This window comes from Clostridium novyi NT (genome assembly GCF_000014125.1).
GTDB lineage: Bacteria > Bacillota > Clostridia > Clostridiales > Clostridiaceae > Clostridium_H > Clostridium_H novyi.
This window is the reverse complement of the sequence record NC_008593.1, coordinates 1,364,580-1,383,462: the sequence shown is the minus strand read 5'-3', so window position 1 is coordinate 1,383,462 and position 18,883 is coordinate 1,364,580. Positions and strand designations below refer to the sequence as shown.

Here is an 18,883-nt window from a genome sequence, read left to right as displayed (position 1 = left end):
GTGATAAGCTTGAATGGTTCAGAAATTAAAAAACTAATAGATAGAGATAGAGTATCTCAAAGTAAAGCAAAGGCTAGAGAAGGACTACAATACTATAAAGGACAACATGAGATATTAAATTATAGATTATTTTATTATGATAATAATGGTATTTTAAAAGAAGATAAATATAGGAGCAATATAAAAATACCTCATTTATTTCACACTGAACTTGTGGACCAGAAGGTACAATATTTATTATCTAACCCTATAGAAGTTATAACAGAAGACCAGGAGCTACAAGAGAAATTAAAGGAATACATCAATGAGGACTTTCAAGAGGTGCTACAAAATGCTATTGAAGGAGCATCTAATAAAGGACTTGAATATGTTTATGCTTATGTAGATTCTAGTAATAAAATTAACTTCCAGGTAGCAAATAGCTTAAGTGTTATTCCTGTATATGATGAACTAGATCATTATAAATTAAAATCTATAGTGAGATATTACGATACTAAAATACAAGACCAGGACAAGGAAGTAATAATTACTAAAGCGGAGGTATGGACAGATAAGGATGTAACTTATTATATCCAGGATAAAGATAGCAAAGAATTTAAATTAGACAATGGTATAAAACCAAATCCAAGACCACATATAACTCTTGAAGATGAAAAAGCTTATTATGATGGTGGAAGTTTTGGTTATATACCATTTTTTAAGTTGCAGAATAATAAATATGAAAAGACGGACTTAGAACCTATTAAGGCACTTATAGATGATTATGACCTTATGGCTTGTAGTTTATCTAATAACTTACAAGACTTTCAAGAAGCGATATATGTAGTTAGAGGTTATCCAGGAGATAATTTAGATGAATTAACTACTAATTTAAAAACTAAAAAGACTATAGGAGTAGATGAAAGTGGAGGATTAGATGTTAAGACTATAGATATTCCACATGAAGCTAGAAGGGTTAAACTAGAGTTAGATAAAGATAGTATCTATAAGTTTGGTATGGGGTTTGATAGTAGCCAAATAGGAGATGGAAATGTTACTAATGTAGTTATTAAATCTAGATATGCTTTATTGGATTTAAAATGTAATAAGGCAGAAATAAGACTTAGAAAGCTTATAAGACAGTTATTAAAAGTTATAGTAGAAAACATTAATAAGAGGTTTAATAAAGCTTATAACTATATGGATATTGATATTAACATAGTAAGAGAAACTATGGTTAATGAAAATGATATTGCTAATAATGAAAAAATAGAAGCAGAGAAACAAGGACAATTAATAAATAATGTTCTTACTGCTGCAACAAGACTTGATGATGATACAGTATTAAAATTACTATGTGATATTCTTGAACTCGATTATGAAGAAGTTAAAGAAAAAATAGACATGCAACCTTATGCACCTATTAATTTAGATGCAATAACAGAAAAAGAAATAAATGAGGATCAAGACAATGGAGAAGCTTAGTAAATATTATTTAGAGATATTAAAGCTTCTTGAAGAAGGAGAAAAGGATACAAATAAGTTATTGCTTGCTAATTATAAATCGTCACTTATAGAAATGAAAAAGCTTTTAAACTCTTATTTAAATAGATATGGAGATTTAAGTTTTCAAGAATGGTTAAAAGTAGATAGGTTAAAGTCATTGCTCAATCAAATAAATAATGTATTAGATAATACTTATAAAAATAATGAAACGTTGATAAGCAATCATGCTAAAGAAGCTTATTCTAAAACATATAATGGTTTATTCTATCAATTAGAAGTAGAGAATGGATTAACATTAGATTTTACAATGATTGATACTAAAACAGTAGAAAAAGCTATTCAGATGCCTATAGATGGATTAAGGTTAAGTGAAAGATTATATGATAAGCATTTACATAATCTTAAGCTTAAAACTAAAGGAGCTTTAACAAGAGGTCTTATAAATGGTTCTGGGTATAGAGATATAGCCGTTGATATAAGCAATATAGGGGTAGCTGATTATAAACAAGCTTTAAGGATAGCGATAACAGAAGGAAACAGACTTAGAAGTTTAGCAAGAGAAGATAGTTATCAAGAAGCAAGTAAATTAGGAATAGGATTAAAGAAAAGATGGATTTCAACATTAGATCATAAAACAAGAGATACACATAGAGCATTAGATGGTGTAACTATAGGTATAGATGAAGAATTTGAAATAAGAGGATATAAAGCCTTGCAACCTAGATTGTTTGGTGTAGCAAGTGAAGATATTCATTGTAGATGTGACACTATATCTATAGTTGAAGATATAGCGTCGAATTTAAGGAGAGATAATACTACTGGAGATATTATAGAATATGAGAATTATAATGAATGGTACAGTAAAAGATTTGGAAATGATGTTTATAAAGGTGGATACTGGTACACCAAAGATGGTATAATAAAAATAACAGAGGATCATAAGGGAGAACATTATAGTCCTCCAAGAAAACATAAACCTTATTCAGTAATAGAGAGTGATAAAGTTAGTAAAAATGGCTTTAATCAAGTTGATAGGACTTTATATGATAAATATGGAATGATGGTTAAACAAATTCATTCGGGACATCATAATAGACCTAAACAGCATCCTTATGGTAAGCATGGAGAACATAGCCACATTTATAAGTGGGATAAAGAAGAAAAAATGATTTCAAGAGAAGTTAAAGAACTGACTAAAAAGGAAAGAAGACAGCATAGGGATATATTGAAGGAGTGATACTATGAATCTTAAAGATTTACAATATCAAAGTGAAACTGATGATATTACTTTTTATTATAAAGATAAAGAGTATGTAATATGTTTGCTTAATGATAAATATTACACAGGTGAAGCCGGTAATGATGAAGATGAAAATGAATTTAATTCATTTATGGATATGGCTGATAACTGGATAATACAAGGCGAAAAGTTAAAAGATATTGTCAAATATATAAAGTTAATATAAAAGTACTTACTAAGTTAAATAGTAGGTACTTTTTATTTTGACCTCTAAAAGTGGTATAATGTAATAAATTATGGCATTGGGGGGCGACTATATGGAAATTCAAGTAAAAGGTATACTAAAGAAACTTAGTGTTACAGATGATAAAGTCAATGTAGGAAGACTTGAAATTGCAAATAATAAAATAACAGAGATTAAGTATCAAATGGCAACTACATGGACACAAGGCTTTATAACATTTTGTACTAATAACAGTGGACAAAACGTAGAAAAGTTAGAAGATGCTAGTTTAAATAAAAATAGTATTATGTTTTACAAAGGTAATAATGAAAAGGTTGAAGAAGTTTTAAAATTCTTTTCTGAAAAAGTAACTTTAACAGATGTTACAGGAATTAAAAAAGCAGAGAAGGTAAAACCAAAATCAAAAGATGAAGATGTGGTGTGTTGCCCTAAATGTGGCTCTACACAAATAACAGCTAATAAAAGAGGGTTTAGTATTGGCAAAGCATTACTTTTAGGCGGTGTAGGAGGATTTATAGGAAAAGATAAAATAGAAATAACCTGTTTAAAATGCGGTTACAGATGGAAAGCAGGTAAGAAATAACACTCTAGAAGTAGGGTGTTTTTATTTTGCTCTTTTTTAAGTGTTGCAGAGCATAAAGAACAACGGTACTCCTAACTGGGAGCAACCAGTATAAATATGCTATTGGAGGTAATGAAAATGGAATGGTTAAAAAAATTATTAGAAGGCGCAACAATTAAAGATGGAAAGTTAGATATTGATGGATTAATGAAGTTAATTAATACTGAATTTCCTAAAAATGCAGTACCAAAAGAAAAGTATAATGAGGTTTCAAATGACCTTAAAACTGCAAATAAAACTTTAGATGATTTAAAGAAAAATCATAAAGATATTGAAGAATTGCAAACAGAAATTGAGAATTACAAAAATAAAGCAGCAGAATCAGAAGCGGCTAGAGCAAAAGAACAGAAGGAATTTACTATTAAGAGTAAGTTAAAAGATTTAGGTTGTACAGACGTAGATTATATGCTTTATAAACTAGGTGATATTGATAAGTTAGACTTAGAAAAAGATTGGGAAAATAAAGCTAAGGAATTAAAAGAGAAAAATGCTACATTCTTCCCAGTAGAAGATAAGAAAGAGCCAGGAAAACAAGATCCTAAGATAATAGTAAATAAATTACCTGGAACAGATAATCCACCACAAAGTTTTACTATGAATCAGTTAAGAAATATGACAGCAGATGAAATAAATAAGAATTGGGATACAATAAAAGACTTAAAATTTGATGAATAAGAAAGGAAGATGTTAAATGTCAGTAAAGAATTTTATACCACAAATATGGAGTGCAAGATTACTTGCTAACTTAGATAAGAAACTAGTATATGCTAATGCAGTAAATAGAGATTATGAAGGAGAAATTAAGAAGTATGGTGATACTGTTAAGATAAATCAAATGGGTGATGTAACAGTTAAGGACTATAAAGGAGGAACTATAGAGGATCCAGAAGAATTAAAGTCAAACCAAACTATTTTAACTATAGATCAAGCCAAATATTTCAACTTTAAAGTGGATGATGTGGACAAGGCACAATCAAATATATTACTAGTAGATAAAGGAATGGGTAGGGCATCATATGCAGTACAAGATGTTATAGACAAGTTTATAGCGGCACTTGTTAAAGATGCAAAAATAAAAATTGGTAGCACATCTAAACCAATTGAAATAACAGTAGCAAATGCTTATGATACTTTAGTTGATTTAGGAGTTGAACTAGATAATAAGAATGTACCAAGAGTAGGGAGATTTGCTATTCTACCACCTTTTTATTTAGGATTATTATCTAAAGACCCTCGTTTTACTAAAGACTTTAAAATCTTAGAAAATGGAGTTGTAGAGGGTGCTACAGTTAGTGGATTTAAACTAATGATGTCTAATAATGTTCCTTTTTCAGCTAACAATTATTCTATTATGGCGGGAACTGATATGGCTATTTCATATGCTGGACAAGTAACAGAAATAGAAGCATATAGACCAGAAAAAAGTTTTTCAGATGCAATGAAAGGGTTATATGTATTCGGTGCTAAAGTAGTTCAACCAGATTGTTTAGCATGTTTAACTGTAAAGCAAAAAGTAGCAGAAGTATAGACTAAGGATTAATTTTCTTAGTCTTATTTTATAGGTGGTGATAAATTGATTTTATATTTAGAAGAAGCTAAGAAACTTTTAAAAATCAAAGATGATAGCCAGGACTTTGAATTAGAGCTTAAACTTAAAGCTTTAGAAACTATGATAAGAAATAAAACTAATAATAAGTTTTTAGATACTAGGGTTAGAGCAAGTAAGAAATTACTATTTAATGATGGTAATACAATAACAGGTGCTAATTTTAATGATTTAGGGTTTAGAGTAGGAAATACTATTGATATAGATGATAGTATTCAAAACAATGGAGTATATGAAGTATTAGAAGTATCTGAAACATATATGAAAGTCAAAGAAGATATACAGGAAGAAGAATGTAATTGCCTTATAACTAAAGTTAATTATCCAAGTGATATAAAGCTAGGGGTTATTAAATTATTGCAATATGATAATAAAATGGCAGATAAGATAGGGATTAAAAAAGAAACAATAGCTAGAATGTCAACTGAATACTTTGATATGGGTAATGATGAAAGTGTGGAAGGTTATCCGGCGGCATTATTAAAGTTTTTGGATAAGTATAAAAAACTGAGGTGGTCATAATGGATACTTCAAGAGCACCAAGTTTTTCAGTTATGGGTATTATTAAAAAAGATAATGGTATAGGTGGACATATAGAGAAAGAAGAAGAATTGTTTAAGATACAAGGATATTTAGATTTACTAACTGGAGATGAAACAAATACAAATAATGCTTTTATTCAAGAAAGTTCACATATTCTTATAAGTGATTATAGGGAAGATATATCTAATAAGAATTGGATTATAGATAGTAAAAATAATAGATACAATATAGTCTTAGTAGATGATCCAGTATCAATGCATAACCACTTAGAAATATATTTAAAATTTATAGGTGAGCATAATGTTTAGAGATAATAGTAGAGCGTGTAAAGAAGCTATAAAAAGAGCAGAGTTAAGATGGTTACAAGCTGCCGCATTAGTCATCCAAAGTCAAGCTAAAGCATTAGCTCCAGTTGATACAAGTAATTTAAAAACAAGTATTAACCATAAGATAGTAGTTGATAAATTAGAAGCATATATAGGAACGAATGCTGACTATGCAGTTTATGTTGAATTTGGTACTGGAGAATTTGCAGAGAATGGACAAGGAAGAAAAGGTGGGTGGGTTTATACTAACAGTGAAGGTAAAACTATATTTACTAGAGGTTCTAAACCACAACCATATTTAAGACCAGCTTATACGCAAAATAAACAAGCATTAATTCAACTACTAAACAGATATTTAAGAGAAATAAGGTGATAACATGATACCTTTTTTAATAGAACTAACTAAAGAGTTTAAAAAAGTATGTAAAGAAAGCTACTTAGAAATTAATACATCTGAAAAAGTTATATATCCATATTTGACCTTCTCTTATTCTAGTGAAATTCTAGAGAACAAAAGAGAAGGTTTTTATATTGAAGTAGATATATTTGATAGTTGTGGAGCTGATACATTAAAGCTAGAACAACTTACAGAAGATATAAGACAACACTTTTTAAAATCAAGTATATTAACAGAGAAGGTTCTATTACAGTTTAAAGTTGGAAGTAGAAGAATGATACCTACTACAAATAAGCATATAAAAAGAAGATGGCTGCAACTATATTGTAAAGTAGATTGGAGGGAATAAAATGAGTGTCCAAAGAACAGGATATACAAAATCAACACCACAACATTATTGGGTAGATGCTGGAGCAATATATGATAATCTTACATTCAATAAAGAAACTAAAACATGGGAAGGTGGAAAACCTATAGGTGCTACGGCAGATGGAAACAAAATTACTTTTGAACAAGAATATAGACAGATAGAAGTAGACGGGGTATTTGTACCAGCAGTAGGACAGAAAGTTTTAAAAAGTGCTAGTGCAAAATTAGAAGTAAATGTAAAGGAGATTACACCGGAAAATATAAGAAAATCCATAAATGGTATTATACGAAAAGATGAAAATTATGAAGGGTATTCTATTATAGAATCAAAAGCTCAATTAGAAGATAGTGACTATATACCTCATTTATATTTAGTAGGAACTATAACAGGCTCAAAACAACCTATTATAGTTGAATTTGATAATTGTTTATGTATAAGTGGACTCAATGTAGAAACAAAGGATGATGATGAAGCAGTTATAAAAATGGAATTTGAAGCACATGCAAGTGCAGAACAAGTTGCTAATAGAAAAATACCAGCAAGGTTTTATGCTCCTGACACTGGAGAAGAAATAAGTATTCAAAAACTTACTGGTAAAAAGGAAGAATAATTTAGAACTCATATAGTGGGTTCTTTTCTATTTTTAAGGAGGAACGATTGTGAATAATGAACAATTAAGAGCTGCATTAATACACAAATTTCCTATGAAGCTAGAACATGCAGACATATTAATAAAAGAATATGGCTGCATAGCTTTTACAATAGCTTATCAATTATATAATCAAGGATTTATTTTTACAGATTTAAGTTATATGAATTTAGATAAAGCATTAGATCAAAACAAACGGTTTAAAAAAGTAGTATCAAAAGTTATAAAAACACACCAAAATAATTTGAAAAATTATAAAGATTATTAATAAGGAGGATTATATTATGGAAAATAAATTAGAAATGAGAAAATTAGGTGGACAAGATACTTTTTTAATGTTAAAGATTATGTCTAAAACAGGAGCTAAGAATGCAATAAAAGAGTTCCTAAAGAAGCAAGGAAGCTTTGGAAAGGATAAAAAAACAGAAGAAGATTACAAAGCTATAGGTATAGAAGTAATGCTTGATGTTGCTGATACAGTAATGTGCAATTTAGATAATGCACAATCAGATATTAATAAACTACTAGCTAATTTATGTGATGTTAAAGTAAAAGAAATAGAACAATTAGATTTTATGGAATATAATACTTTGATTATGGATTTCTTTAAGAAGGAAGAATTAAAAGTTTTTTTCAAACTTATATTCTCATCATTCAAATAGGTGAGAATAAGTTTATAGATATTTTATATAAAAGATATGGTAATCCGTTAGAACTCTTATCCAATATGGATTTTGAGGAACTAACGGATTTTATTTTGTACTTAATTAAAGAGCAAAGAGAAGAAGATTTGTGGCAAATATGGCTACACAAAGATATAGATAAAGATTTTGAGGAATGGAAAAAAGAAATTCAATTTAAGCAAAGTACAACTAATAAAAAAATGACTAAGGACCAGGAAAAAGAAAACATTTTAAAAGCTGAAAGAATTTTAGGAAGGATAAAAGATAAGTAAGGGGGTGAATAGATGGAGCTATTTGCCCTAATGGGTAAAATTGCAGTAAACGGAAAGGATGCAAACAAAGAAATAGATAGTGTAACTGGTCACGCCCAAAATGCAGAAGGAAAAATCTCTAGTGCTTTTTCAAAAATAGGCAAGGCAGTGGCTGGTGCTTTTACTGTTGCAGCAGTAGCAGGATTTGAAAAGAAAATAGTAAGTACTTATGCTACATATGACGACCAAATGAGAAAAGTTCAAGCAGTTAGTGGTGCAACAGGTAAGCAATTTGAAATGCTTAGAGGTAAAGCAGAAGAACTTGGGGCAAAAACTAGATTTAGTGCAACAGAAGCAGGACAAGGAATGGAGAACCTTGCTAGAGCTGGTTGGAAAACTGGAGAGATCATGAGTGGTATAGGTCCAGTACTTTCCTTTGCAACTGCAAACGCTATAGATTTAGGAAGTGCTGCTGGAATAGTATCTGATGGACTTTCACAATTTGGACTAAAGGCTAAAGATACTGGAATGTTTACAGATGTTTTAAGTGCTACTGCAGCATCAGCCAATACAGATATTAGTTTATTAGGGGAAACTTTTAAGTATTGTGGGGGACCTGCGGGTGCTTTAGGGTATAAACTTAAAGATGTTGCTGTAGCTATTGGACTTATGGCTAATAAAGGAATAAAGGGTTCGCAAGCTGGAACAACATTAAGAAGTGCTATGACAAGACTTGCAAATCCAACTGGTAAAAGTGCTAAAGCTATGAAAAAACTTGGTATTTCAATTACAGATAGTTCGGGTAAGGTTAAGCCATTTGCTATACTTATGCAAGAATTAAGAGGGAAGTTTAGTAAATTAAATGAAGCTCAAAAAGCTCAGATGGCAAGTACTATATTTGGACAAGAAGCAATGTCTGGTATGCTTGCTGTTGTCAATTCTAGTGATGAAGATTTTAATAAAATGACTAAAGCTATAAGTAATTGTGATGGACAAACACAGAAAATGGCTGATACTATGGATGGTGGCCTTGGTGGAGCGATAGCTGGAGTTAAAAGTGCTTTTGAAGGATTGCTTATAAAGTTAGGTGGAATGCAAGAAGGAATTTTAGTTGATGGTTTTAGAAAGTTAGCAGAAGTACTTCAAAATTTACCTAGTAAAATACAGAGTGCAAGTAACAAAATAAATTCATTTAAAAATTTTTTAAAAGATAATGAAACAACAATAAAATCAGTTACAATTGCGTTAGGGGTCTTAGGTATTGGAATAGGCGTTTACAGTGGAAAACTTACAGTAGCTACACTAGCCACTAAAGCAATTAGTGCAGCTCAAACTATATATATAGCAGGCCTTTACGCAGCAGAATTTGCAACAAAAGCATTTGGAGCAGCTATAGGTTTTATTACAAGTCCAATAGGAATAGTAACTATAGCGGTCGCAGCCTTTGCAGCAGCAGCTTATCTTATTTATAAAAACTGGGATAAGATAGGACCTTGGTTATCTAATCTTTGGAATGGTATTAAAGAGGTTTCGGAAAATGTTTGGAATGGTTTAAAAGATTTTTTTTCAACTACATGGCAAGCTATAGTAGATATATTTATAACCATATGGGAAGGAATTAAATGGCTTTTTGAAATGCTATGGGAAATTATAAAAGCAATTGTATTATCCGCTATGTCAATATTAGAAGCTGTAATAGGAACTGGATTAAATGTAATAAAAGCTATATGGGAGCTTATATGGAATAATATAAAAGATTTCGTACTTCCTGTATGGAATGCTATCAAAACTACAATTCAAACAGTTATAAATGCAATAAAAAATATAGTAACAACCGTTTGGAATGCAATTAAAAGTGTTACTACAACTGTTTGGAATTCTATCAAAAGTGTAATAATTACAGTATGGAGTGGCATAAAAAGTGTAGTTACTTCTGCTATAAATGTAGTTAAGTCAGTAATAACAACAGTATGGAATGCTATTAAATCAGTTACTAGTTCCGTATGGAATGGAATAAAAGGTGTGATAAGCGGTGTATGGAATGGAATAAAAAGCGTAGTTACTGGAGCAGTAAATGGAGTTAAAAGTGTAATTACTAGTGTATGGAATAGTATTAAAAGTGTTACAAGTAGTGTATGGAATTCTATCAAAGGAATTATACAAAAACCTATTCAAGATGCAGCAGATTTTGTAGGTAAACAAGTGGAAAGAATCAAAGGGTTCTTTTCTAGACTTAGTATTAAATTTCCACATATTAAATTACCTCATTTTAAATTAGATGGAGAATTTTCTTTAATGCCACCTAAAGTACCACATATAGGTGTTGACTGGTATGCAGAAGGTGGTATTCTTACAAAACCAACTGTATTTGGCATGATGAATGGTAGACCACAAGTAGGTGGTGAAGCTGGACCCGAAGCGGTACTGCCTATAGAAAAGCTATCGGATATATTAATAGATACTTTTAAAAATATGGGTATGGAAAAGCCTATAATAATACAACTAGATGGAAGAACTATCGCAAGAGTTACAGCACCATACATGAGTGAAGAATTAAGTTTTAGGAATAAAAGGGGGTTTTAAATTTGTATGGATTTGAGTTTAATAATAAGTACTCTAAGGCTTTAGGAATATATATAGGTAAAAGACCTCCTATTCCTAAAGCTGAAAAAGTAATTAAGCATATTGAAGTACCAGGCAGAAGTGGAACTTTAACAGAAGATACAGGAGCTTATAAAGACATAGAGCTACCTTTTGAATGTACTATAAAAGACATTGATGTAGAAGAAAAGACAGTACTATTAAACAATTGGTTAGATGGTTCTGGAATTTTAAAACTAGACTATTTAGCCAACTTCTTTTTTAAGGTTAAAGAGGTTAAGTTTGATGGAACAGATGTTGATTATATAACAGGAGATTTTATAGTTACTTTTGTATGTGATCCATTTAAATATTATATAGATAATTCTGCTATAGAAACAAAAAAGCCTACCATTATATATGGTCCTGAGTTTACTTATAAATCCGAACCAGTAATTAAAGTTTATGGTAGTGGAGATATAAAGTTAAACATAAATAAGTATTCTATAAAATTATTAAATGTACAAGATTACGTTACTGTAAATTCTGTACTACAAGAGTGCTACAAAGATAATCATAATAACAAAATGCAAGGAGAATTTCCAATGTTTTTACAAGAAGAAAATAAAATAAGCTGGAATGGTGATGTACAAAAGATAGAAATTATACCGAATTGGAGGTGTTTATAATAGATAAGATATTTAATTTAAAGATAGATACTAAGAATAAAAGTATAACTACAGTTACAGGATTAAAGCAGTTTGATAATAATTCTATATTAAACATTACTTTACTACAAAATAGTTTAGCATTAGACTTATCTAACTGTACTGTAAGACTTAATTTTATTAGAGAAGATAAGAGGGTACTACTTTACATGACTGATATAGTTAGTGCTAGAGAAGGAAAAGTAAGTATCAAATTAAGTCCAGAAGTATTAGAAAAGCCAGGAAATATTCAAGCTGATATAAGTGTATTCGATAGTAATTTATTAAAAATAACTAGTGCTACATTTAATTTAAAAGTAGATAAAAGTATATATAGCAATGACTATTATTTTAATATGAAAGATTTTGATATAGTACAGAGAATGCATATAGAAGAAGAGGCAAGAATTAAAAATGAGAAAACTAGAATAGAAGCTGAAAGTAATAGAATTACAGATGAAAAGAAGAGAAGTGATGCTGAAGCTCTAAGAAATGAAAAGGAAACTGAAAGAATTAGTAATGAAGAAAAAAGAGTTCAAGCTGAAAATAAAAGAAATGAAGATGAACATATTAGAATAGAAGCTGAAAATAAAAGAAAAGAATATGAAAGTAATAGAATAGATCAAGAAAAAATAAGAGTTGAAAATGAAAAAGCCAGGAGTAAATCAGAGGATCAAAGAAAAATAGCAGATAATACTATGGCTGAAAATGAGTTAGCTAGAATAACATATGAGCAACAAAGACAAGCTAACGAAAAAGCTAGAACAGAAAAAGAAACTAAAAGAATTACAAATGAAAAATTAAGAACTGAAGCAGAAGAAAAAAGAGTAGAAGATGAAAAGCTTAGAGTAGAAAAAGAAATAGAAAGAGCTAATAGTGAAAATACTAGAGTTACAGCTGAACAGAAAAGAGAAACAAATGAAACTAATAGGGTTGAAGCAGAAAAAACAAGGGTAGAAGAATGGGATAAGATAAAGAATACTTTCAAAGATAATGCTCCAGGAGATATGAAGGCAGTTGTTTATGATAAAAACAATAATGGCAAAGTTGATATTGCTGAAGTAGCTGAAAGTATTGATTGGGGTAATGTAAAAAATAAACCTGACTTTTCGGAGATTGGAAAAGTTAAAAGTGTTAACTCTAAAACTGGAGAAGTTGTATTAAAAGCAGCAGATATCAAAGGAGAAGATGGTACTAATTTAGAAGAGCTTATTTCTAAAACAAAAGTAGTTCCATTAGAAGACAACGTAATTTATGTAAATGCCCTTAAAGGGAATGACAAAACCGGAGATGGTTCTTTTGATAATCCATTTGCTTCTTTAACAAGTGCAGTAGTTGAATCAAATAGACGCAATTTATTAACTAATTTAACACCTATTGTAATAAAATTACAATCAAATTTAAATGATGCTCAATTTATAAATAATTTTCATGGATGCTTAAACTTAAATAACCATGAAATCAATGGCACATTAACTATGCGTAATTGTACTGGAAATATAATTAATGGAGTGATTGAAGGTTTTAGAATAAGGCATTGTAATCTTATAATTCAACAAGTTATAATGAAAGATCTTAGCGACATTGAAGTTTCACATTGCAATATAACTGAGTGTTTGTTTAATCCAGAACAAAAACAAAATATAACTGCGATTAACTCGTTTGCAAGTTTATGTATTATTTTTGGTTGTAAAATATATAATTACACTAATCCGATTAAAAATGTTGGAGGACTTGTTATAAGTGATGGTACAAAATTTGAAAATTGTGCTTCAAAAGTTACAGATGTATATAATGCTAAATCATATGGTTTTTAGAGGTGATAGAATGTACTTATTAATAGAAAAAAAAAGGCTCAAAGATACATTAACAAAGAAAGATTTTCAATTTGATAAAATAGTTAAATATAAAAATAAAATAGAGTGTTATAAAGATAATAAAATCAATGTGAAAATACAAGGTATATCAAATATGGATATATTTGAAGTTGAAGGTGGGGATTTTACTAATGATAAACTAACAGAAGAAGAACAACAGTTAGAAATAAACTCAAAATTGTTAAAAGATAGTGCAAACTTACAAATACATCTTAAAAAGCAACAAGAATTAAATGCAAATTTATTAATTAAGCTTGCACAATTAGGAGGGAATATTAATGATTAAATTTATAAAAGAATATTTTTTAATGGGATTATATGTAGAAAAAGACTTAGACATTTTCGTAACAGCTAAGTGGATTACAAAACAAGAAAAGGAAGAAATAATTAAAAGTAAAGTTGATGCATACTAGAAAAATATGTAAGGTAAAATTAAATATTCAAAGGCAATAGATCATGACTTTTATAAGTCTTTTTTTATTGTCTTTTTTAGGTGGTGATAAAAATAATAAATATATATGATGCAAAGGAAACAGACTTTAACCATAACGGACTTGCAGTATTTAACAATGCTATAAGATGTGAAGTAGAAGAAGAACTTAATGGTTTTTACGGATTAGAACTAGAATATCCTATATTCGATAAAAAATCTAATTATTTAATTAAGGATAATATTGTGAAAGCTAACACTCCTAATGGTTATCAATTATTTCGTATATACAGACCAGTTAAAAATATGGGAGTTGTATGCGTATATGCAAAACATATTTTTTATGATCTAATAGATAATTTTATAGAAAGTTATAGAACTGGAAGTGTCAAAGGTGATACTGCTATAAAAGGAATTTTAAACAGTACACAATACCCTCATAATTTTAAAGGAAACAGTAATCTAAATGAGAAGTCAGATGCATTCTATGTTAGAAAAAATCCAATACAAGCTTTAATAGGAGATAATGAAAATAGCTTTTTAAGCAGATGGGGTGGAGAGATATTAAGAGATAAATTTAATATTTCTATATTAAATAGTATTGGAACTGATAAAGATGTGACTATAAGCTATGGGAAGAACCTTTTAGGACTAGAAGAAGATTTAGATAACAGTGAAGTCGTTACAAGGATTATGCCAACAGGATTAACAGAAAATGATTCAGTAATTATGTTAGAAGAAAAATATATAGATTCTCCTAATTTAGAAAAATATCCGTTTCCTAAAATCCGACATATGCATTTTGGAGATATAAAAGTAGATTCCGAAAAAGGTATAACAGAATCAGATGTAAAAAGAATGCTTAGAGAAAAAGTTCAAGAGTTATATCAAATTCAACATATAGACATTCCTAAAACTAATTATAAGGTAGATTTTATAGAGCTTAGTAAAACAGAAGAATATAAAAACTATAGTTGCTTAGAAGAAGTAGGATTGGGAGATATAGTAACTGTTAAACACTTAAAGATGGGTATAGATATAAGACAAAAAGTAATCAAGTATAAGTGGGATTCTATTTTAAATAAATATTTAGAAATAGAGCTTGGCAGTTTTAAAGAAAATTTATCTACAGATTTAAGTAATCTAAGTAATTCTATAGATGAAGTAAAAGAAAGTTTAGAAAATACTAAGAAACAATTTAATAGTAAGATAGAGCAACAAGATGACAGAATTACTCTTACTGTAGAAGAAATAAATAAGACCAATACAAAGATAGAGCAAACTGCAAACTCTATTACATTAGAAGTAAATAACAAAATAGATAAGTGCAATAGTAAAATAGAGCAGACAGAAAAAGGTATTATAGCAACCGTAAATGGACAAATAAGAGACGTTGATGGCAAGATTAAAGATTGCAATACTAAAATCGAACAAAACGCTGATAATATTGCATTAGTAGTTTATGGAGGAGAAATTAATGGCAATGCTTTGGTTAGTGCTATAAATATGAGTGATAAAAAAATAGGAATGAGGGCATTAAATATTGATTTAGATGGCTACGTAACTTTTAGAAATTTAGAAAGAGGAGAAACCAGAATTGATGGAAGTTGTATAAAGACTGGTACAATAGATGCGGATGAAATAGGTTCTAGGATGAGTAAAGTAAGTGACTATGTTGTAATAGATGGTGGAAGAACCAACTCTGTAAATGGTATCGGCACAAAGCAACGTGGCGATGGTAAGGGATACTTACAATTAATATCTAGTACAGGAATTATATTAGACGCCCACAATGTAGTAGATCAAGACATGAATGCTTTTGTAACAGAAGATTGGGTAAGACAATATGTTAGAGAGCAATTAGAAAACTGGAGATAAGCGTACAGTTATGAAGATTGTACGCTATTTTTATATTAAAAAACAGGAAGAAGGTAATTAAAAATGGCAGAATTAATACAAAGTTTTGGGTTTCCAGTAGCGTGTGTTATTGGATTAGGACTTTATCTTAAGCAACTTACAGAGCAACAACGACAAGATGCTAAAGAAGATAAAGAAAGACTTTATACAAACTTAGAAAAGTTAAATCAATCAAATACAGAAGTTGTAACTACAAACCGTATGCTTGTGGAACATATGCAAGGAGATATTAAAAACATAGAAGTCAAAGTAGATAGCATTGCAAATAAGATAGAGCAGCAGTAATTGTTGCTCTTTTATTTTATAAAAAAGGAGATTGCTATATGGATAAGCAAACAGAATTTATTCAAAAAATTAAGGATGCAGCAATAGAAACGCAAAAGAAATACGGAATTTTTGCTAGTGTAACAATAAGTCAGGCTATCCTGGAATCTGGTTGGGGTACAAGTACTCTTGCACAACAATACAACAATTTATTTGGTATTAAAGCTTTAAGAGATTGGACAGGGGAAACTGTTAATTTAGACACTAAAGAATACACAAATGATGGAATTATAACAGTTAAGCAGCCTTTTAGGATTTATAAAAGTTGGAGAGAAAGTATACTGGACCATGCTAAATTTTTAAAAGCTAAATGGTATACAGAATCTGGTGTTTTTAAAGCTACAAATTATCTAGAACAAATAAAAGCAATAGTAGTTGGAGGTTACTGCTCTGCTCCAGACTATATAGAAAAGGTTGAAAATATTATTAAAAAATACAATTTAAATGAGGTGGATAATAACATGGAGATTACAAGAAAAATATCAAACTATAATCATTCTAGTGGAAATAATATAAAATTTATTGTAATGCACGATACTGGAAATTATAAAGATACAGCTTTAGCAAACGCTAATTATTTTGGAGGAGGAAATAGAAATGCATCTGCACATTACTTTGTAGATGAAAATAATATTGTACAAGTTGTGGAAGATTCTAATGCGGCATGGCACTGTGGAGATGGACATGGTAATTATGGAATAACTAATCATAATTCTATAGGAATTGAAATGTGCAATAGTGGTGGATATATAGCAGATGCTACTATAAATAATGCTCTATGGTTAGTTAAAAAACTACAAGCTAAATACAACATTGATAATGACAATGTAGTCAGGCATTATGATGCTTCAAGAAAGAACTGTCCAGCTAATATGTCAACAAATAACTGGGCTAAGTGGTGGGTGTTTAAATCAAGACTAACAGATAATAAAGGAGTAACTTTACCTAGTATTTCTAATGTACCTCTATGGAAATTATGTATAAATGGAAAGATTGTTGAAAGATTACAGCATGAATTAAATACTCAATTTCACGCTAGAATAAAAGAAGATGGTTGGTTTGGAGATACAACATTGAATAAATGTTGCATAGTTACGCAAGGGGCAAAAGGAAACATAACTAAGATTATTCAAGAAAGATTAATAGATAAAGGTTATAGTGTAGGAAAATGGGGGGCAGATGGTAGCTTTGGAAGTGGAACCTATGATGCAGTAGTAAAACTACAAAAGGATAATAGTTTAAGTGCAGATGGTATTGTTGGTAAAGATACATGGAGGGCTTTATTTAAGAAGTAATTTTAAAGGGATGCTATTTTATATAGTGTCCCTTATTTGGGGGTTGGTGTATTTACATATTATATTAATTTATCACATTCGATTATTTTGATTAAATTATAATTGACCGTAGATTAGTATTTGTTATAGTATTAAAATAACAAAAATGAATACTAAAATAACAAAAACAATAAATTAAATAACAAAACATTGACTAAAAAAACATAAAGGAGTAATATATATTACAAGGAGAGATGAACTATGTATACGGAATTAATTAAGATAATTGAGGGTGGACTTAAGGGGGATAAGGAGAAAGTTTTAAACTATTCAAAAGTATTAGTTGAGAATTTAAAAAAAGAGGGCCAAGAGAATTTATCTAAAAGGATATTAAATATTATAGAACATAATAATACAAGAATGATATCACTTGACTCATTTGCTACTAAACCTGTAGATCAAGAAAGTAGGATGGATATAGTTGATATAAAGATGCCAACTTCTATAGGTGAAAATCTTATATTTGATAGGTTTATAGAAGAAGAGGTCAGAGATTTTATTGAAACTTTTGAATATAGAGATGTACTAAAAAGTAAGGGCATTGATGTAAGTAATACTTTATTACTTTATGGACCACCTGGGTGCGGTAAAACTTCATTAGCAAAGCATATAAGCAATAAAACACAGTTACCATTAGTAACAGCACGGTTTGATTCATTATTATCTTCACTTTTAGGGAACACAGCTAAAAATATAAGAAAAATATTTGATTACGCATCTAAAAGACCATGTATATTATTTTTAGATGAATTTGATGTAATTGCAAAAGTAAGAGATGATAAAAATGAGTTAGGAGAATTAAAAAGGGTAGTAAATAGTTTGCTTCAAAATATTGATGAATTTAATGAAGAAAGTATTTTGATAGCTGCTACAAATCATCATGAATTGCTAGATTCGGCTATTTGGAGAAGATTTTATAAAATTGTAGAGTTAGGTAAGCCATCAAAAAAGCAAATTGAGAAATTAGTTATTGGTTATTGTAAAAATTATCCGGTTGATTTTATTGAAAATGATAAGAAGATGGATAATGTAATAGATGCAGTAACCGAACTAAGTCCAGCGGATATAAAAAACATTATATATACATCAATTAAAAAATCAATAATTAGAAAAAATACTAGTTTAGAATTTATTCAAGTTATATATGAAACCTATTTATTTAAAAATCATAATGTTACAAATGAAGAAAATTTAATTAAATATTTAAATTCATATGGTGTAACACAAAAAGAAATTGTAGAATATTTTGATTTTTCTATAAGAAAAGTTAGAGAGATATTAAGTAAATAAGGAGGAAT

The 18,883-nt window shown here is 29.4% G+C and carries 23 protein-coding genes; all 23 read left to right on the top strand.

Annotation, left to right across the window (positions count from 1 at the left end; all coding sequences use genetic code 11):
• The 23 genes from NT01CX_RS06440 to NT01CX_RS06330 all read left to right on the top strand — a co-directional run bounded on the left by NT01CX_RS06440 (window position 1) and on the right by NT01CX_RS06330 (window position 18,875).
• Complete coding sequence (locus tag NT01CX_RS06440; RefSeq protein ID WP_011722251.1) at window positions 1-1,464, top strand: phage portal protein; 1,464 nt, start codon at window positions 1-3, stop codon at window positions 1,462-1,464.
• The gene (locus NT01CX_RS06435) at window positions 1,451-2,722 is read left to right on the top strand and encodes a phage minor head protein (RefSeq protein WP_011722250.1); all 1,272 of its coding nucleotides are present in this window, start codon (window positions 1,451-1,453) and stop codon (window positions 2,720-2,722) included. The genes NT01CX_RS06440 and NT01CX_RS06435 overlap by 14 nt, the downstream gene beginning before the upstream one ends.
• Window positions 2,723-2,726: 4 nt before the next feature.
• Window positions 2,727-2,951 carry a hypothetical protein gene (locus NT01CX_RS06430; RefSeq protein WP_011722249.1) on the top strand — a complete coding sequence of 75 codons (225 nt, stop codon included), beginning with the start codon at window positions 2,727-2,729 and terminating at the stop codon, window positions 2,949-2,951.
• A gap of 91 nt (window positions 2,952-3,042) precedes the next feature.
• Window positions 3,043-3,552 (top strand): hypothetical protein, encoded by a 510-nt coding sequence (locus NT01CX_RS11955; RefSeq protein ID WP_011722248.1) that lies wholly within the window; start codon window positions 3,043-3,045, stop codon window positions 3,550-3,552.
• A 117-nt stretch (window positions 3,553-3,669) separates the two neighbouring features.
• On the top strand, window positions 3,670-4,266 hold the full coding sequence (locus tag NT01CX_RS06420; RefSeq protein ID WP_011722247.1) for a phage scaffolding protein: 597 nt from the start codon (window positions 3,670-3,672) through the stop codon (window positions 4,264-4,266).
• Window positions 4,267-4,282: 16 nt separating this feature from the next.
• A complete protein-coding gene (locus NT01CX_RS06415) occupies window positions 4,283-5,119 on the top strand; it encodes a P22 phage major capsid protein family protein (RefSeq protein WP_039229835.1) in 837 nt (278 codons plus the stop codon).
• A gap of 45 nt (window positions 5,120-5,164) precedes the next feature.
• Complete coding sequence (locus tag NT01CX_RS06410; protein WP_011722245.1) at window positions 5,165-5,719, top strand: phage head-tail connector protein; 555 nt, start codon at window positions 5,165-5,167, stop codon at window positions 5,717-5,719.
• Complete coding sequence (locus tag NT01CX_RS06405; RefSeq protein ID WP_011722244.1) at window positions 5,719-6,048, top strand: phage head completion protein; 330 nt, start codon at window positions 5,719-5,721, stop codon at window positions 6,046-6,048. The genes NT01CX_RS06410 and NT01CX_RS06405 overlap by 1 nt, the downstream gene beginning before the upstream one ends.
• Entirely contained in the window at window positions 6,041-6,439 is a 399-nt protein-coding gene (locus NT01CX_RS06400; RefSeq protein ID WP_011722243.1) for an HK97-gp10 family putative phage morphogenesis protein, read from the top strand. Before NT01CX_RS06405 ends, NT01CX_RS06400 begins: the two co-directional genes overlap by 8 nt.
• Window positions 6,440-6,443: 4 nt before the next feature.
• On the top strand, window positions 6,444-6,812 hold the full coding sequence (locus NT01CX_RS06395) for a hypothetical protein (RefSeq protein WP_011722242.1): 369 nt from the start codon (window positions 6,444-6,446) through the stop codon (window positions 6,810-6,812).
• 1 nt (window position 6,813) lies between these two features.
• Window positions 6,814-7,443, top strand: coding sequence for a hypothetical protein (locus NT01CX_RS06390; protein WP_011722241.1), 630 nt, complete (start codon window positions 6,814-6,816; stop codon window positions 7,441-7,443).
• Window positions 7,444-7,492: 49 nt separating this feature from the next.
• Entirely contained in the window at window positions 7,493-7,750 is a 258-nt protein-coding gene (locus NT01CX_RS06385) for a hypothetical protein (RefSeq protein ID WP_011722240.1), read from the top strand.
• Window positions 7,751-7,766: 16 nt separating this feature from the next.
• On the top strand, window positions 7,767-8,144 hold the full coding sequence (locus NT01CX_RS06380; RefSeq protein WP_011722239.1) for a hypothetical protein: 378 nt from the start codon (window positions 7,767-7,769) through the stop codon (window positions 8,142-8,144).
• Window positions 8,145-8,209: 65 nt separating this feature from the next.
• A complete protein-coding gene (locus NT01CX_RS06375; protein WP_011722238.1) occupies window positions 8,210-8,437 on the top strand; it encodes a hypothetical protein in 228 nt (75 codons plus the stop codon).
• A 12-nt stretch (window positions 8,438-8,449) separates the two neighbouring features.
• Window positions 8,450-10,999 carry a phage tail tape measure protein gene (locus NT01CX_RS06370; protein ID WP_011722237.1) on the top strand — a complete coding sequence of 850 codons (2,550 nt, stop codon included), beginning with the start codon at window positions 8,450-8,452 and terminating at the stop codon, window positions 10,997-10,999.
• Window positions 11,000-11,001: 2 nt separating this feature from the next.
• A complete protein-coding gene (locus NT01CX_RS06365; RefSeq protein ID WP_011722236.1) occupies window positions 11,002-11,685 on the top strand; it encodes a distal tail protein Dit in 684 nt (227 codons plus the stop codon).
• Window positions 11,676-13,520: a BppU family phage baseplate upper protein gene (locus NT01CX_RS12455; RefSeq protein WP_011722235.1), complete on the top strand. Its 1,845-nt coding sequence runs from the start codon at window positions 11,676-11,678 to the stop codon at window positions 13,518-13,520. The genes NT01CX_RS06365 and NT01CX_RS12455 overlap by 10 nt, the downstream gene beginning before the upstream one ends.
• A 10-nt stretch (window positions 13,521-13,530) precedes the next feature.
• Window positions 13,531-13,866: a hypothetical protein gene (locus NT01CX_RS06355; protein WP_011722234.1), complete on the top strand. Its 336-nt coding sequence runs from the start codon at window positions 13,531-13,533 to the stop codon at window positions 13,864-13,866.
• The gene (locus NT01CX_RS12075; protein WP_011722233.1) at window positions 13,859-13,993 is read left to right on the top strand and encodes an XkdX family protein; all 135 of its coding nucleotides are present in this window, start codon (window positions 13,859-13,861) and stop codon (window positions 13,991-13,993) included. The genes NT01CX_RS06355 and NT01CX_RS12075 overlap by 8 nt, the downstream gene beginning before the upstream one ends.
• Before the next feature lie 92 nt (window positions 13,994-14,085).
• A complete protein-coding gene (locus tag NT01CX_RS06350; protein WP_039242949.1) occupies window positions 14,086-15,888 on the top strand; it encodes a phage tail spike protein in 1,803 nt (600 codons plus the stop codon).
• A gap of 63 nt (window positions 15,889-15,951) precedes the next feature.
• A complete protein-coding gene (locus NT01CX_RS06345) occupies window positions 15,952-16,212 on the top strand; it encodes a hypothetical protein (protein ID WP_011722231.1) in 261 nt (86 codons plus the stop codon).
• 38 nt (window positions 16,213-16,250) lie between these two features.
• Window positions 16,251-17,546 (top strand): glucosaminidase domain-containing protein, encoded by a 1,296-nt coding sequence (locus NT01CX_RS12370; protein WP_011722230.1) that lies wholly within the window; start codon window positions 16,251-16,253, stop codon window positions 17,544-17,546.
• Window positions 17,547-17,786: 240 nt separating this feature from the next.
• Window positions 17,787-18,875 (top strand): AAA family ATPase, encoded by a 1,089-nt coding sequence (locus NT01CX_RS06330; protein ID WP_011722229.1) that lies wholly within the window; start codon window positions 17,787-17,789, stop codon window positions 18,873-18,875.
• The last annotated feature ends 8 nt before the right edge of the window (window positions 18,876-18,883 follow it).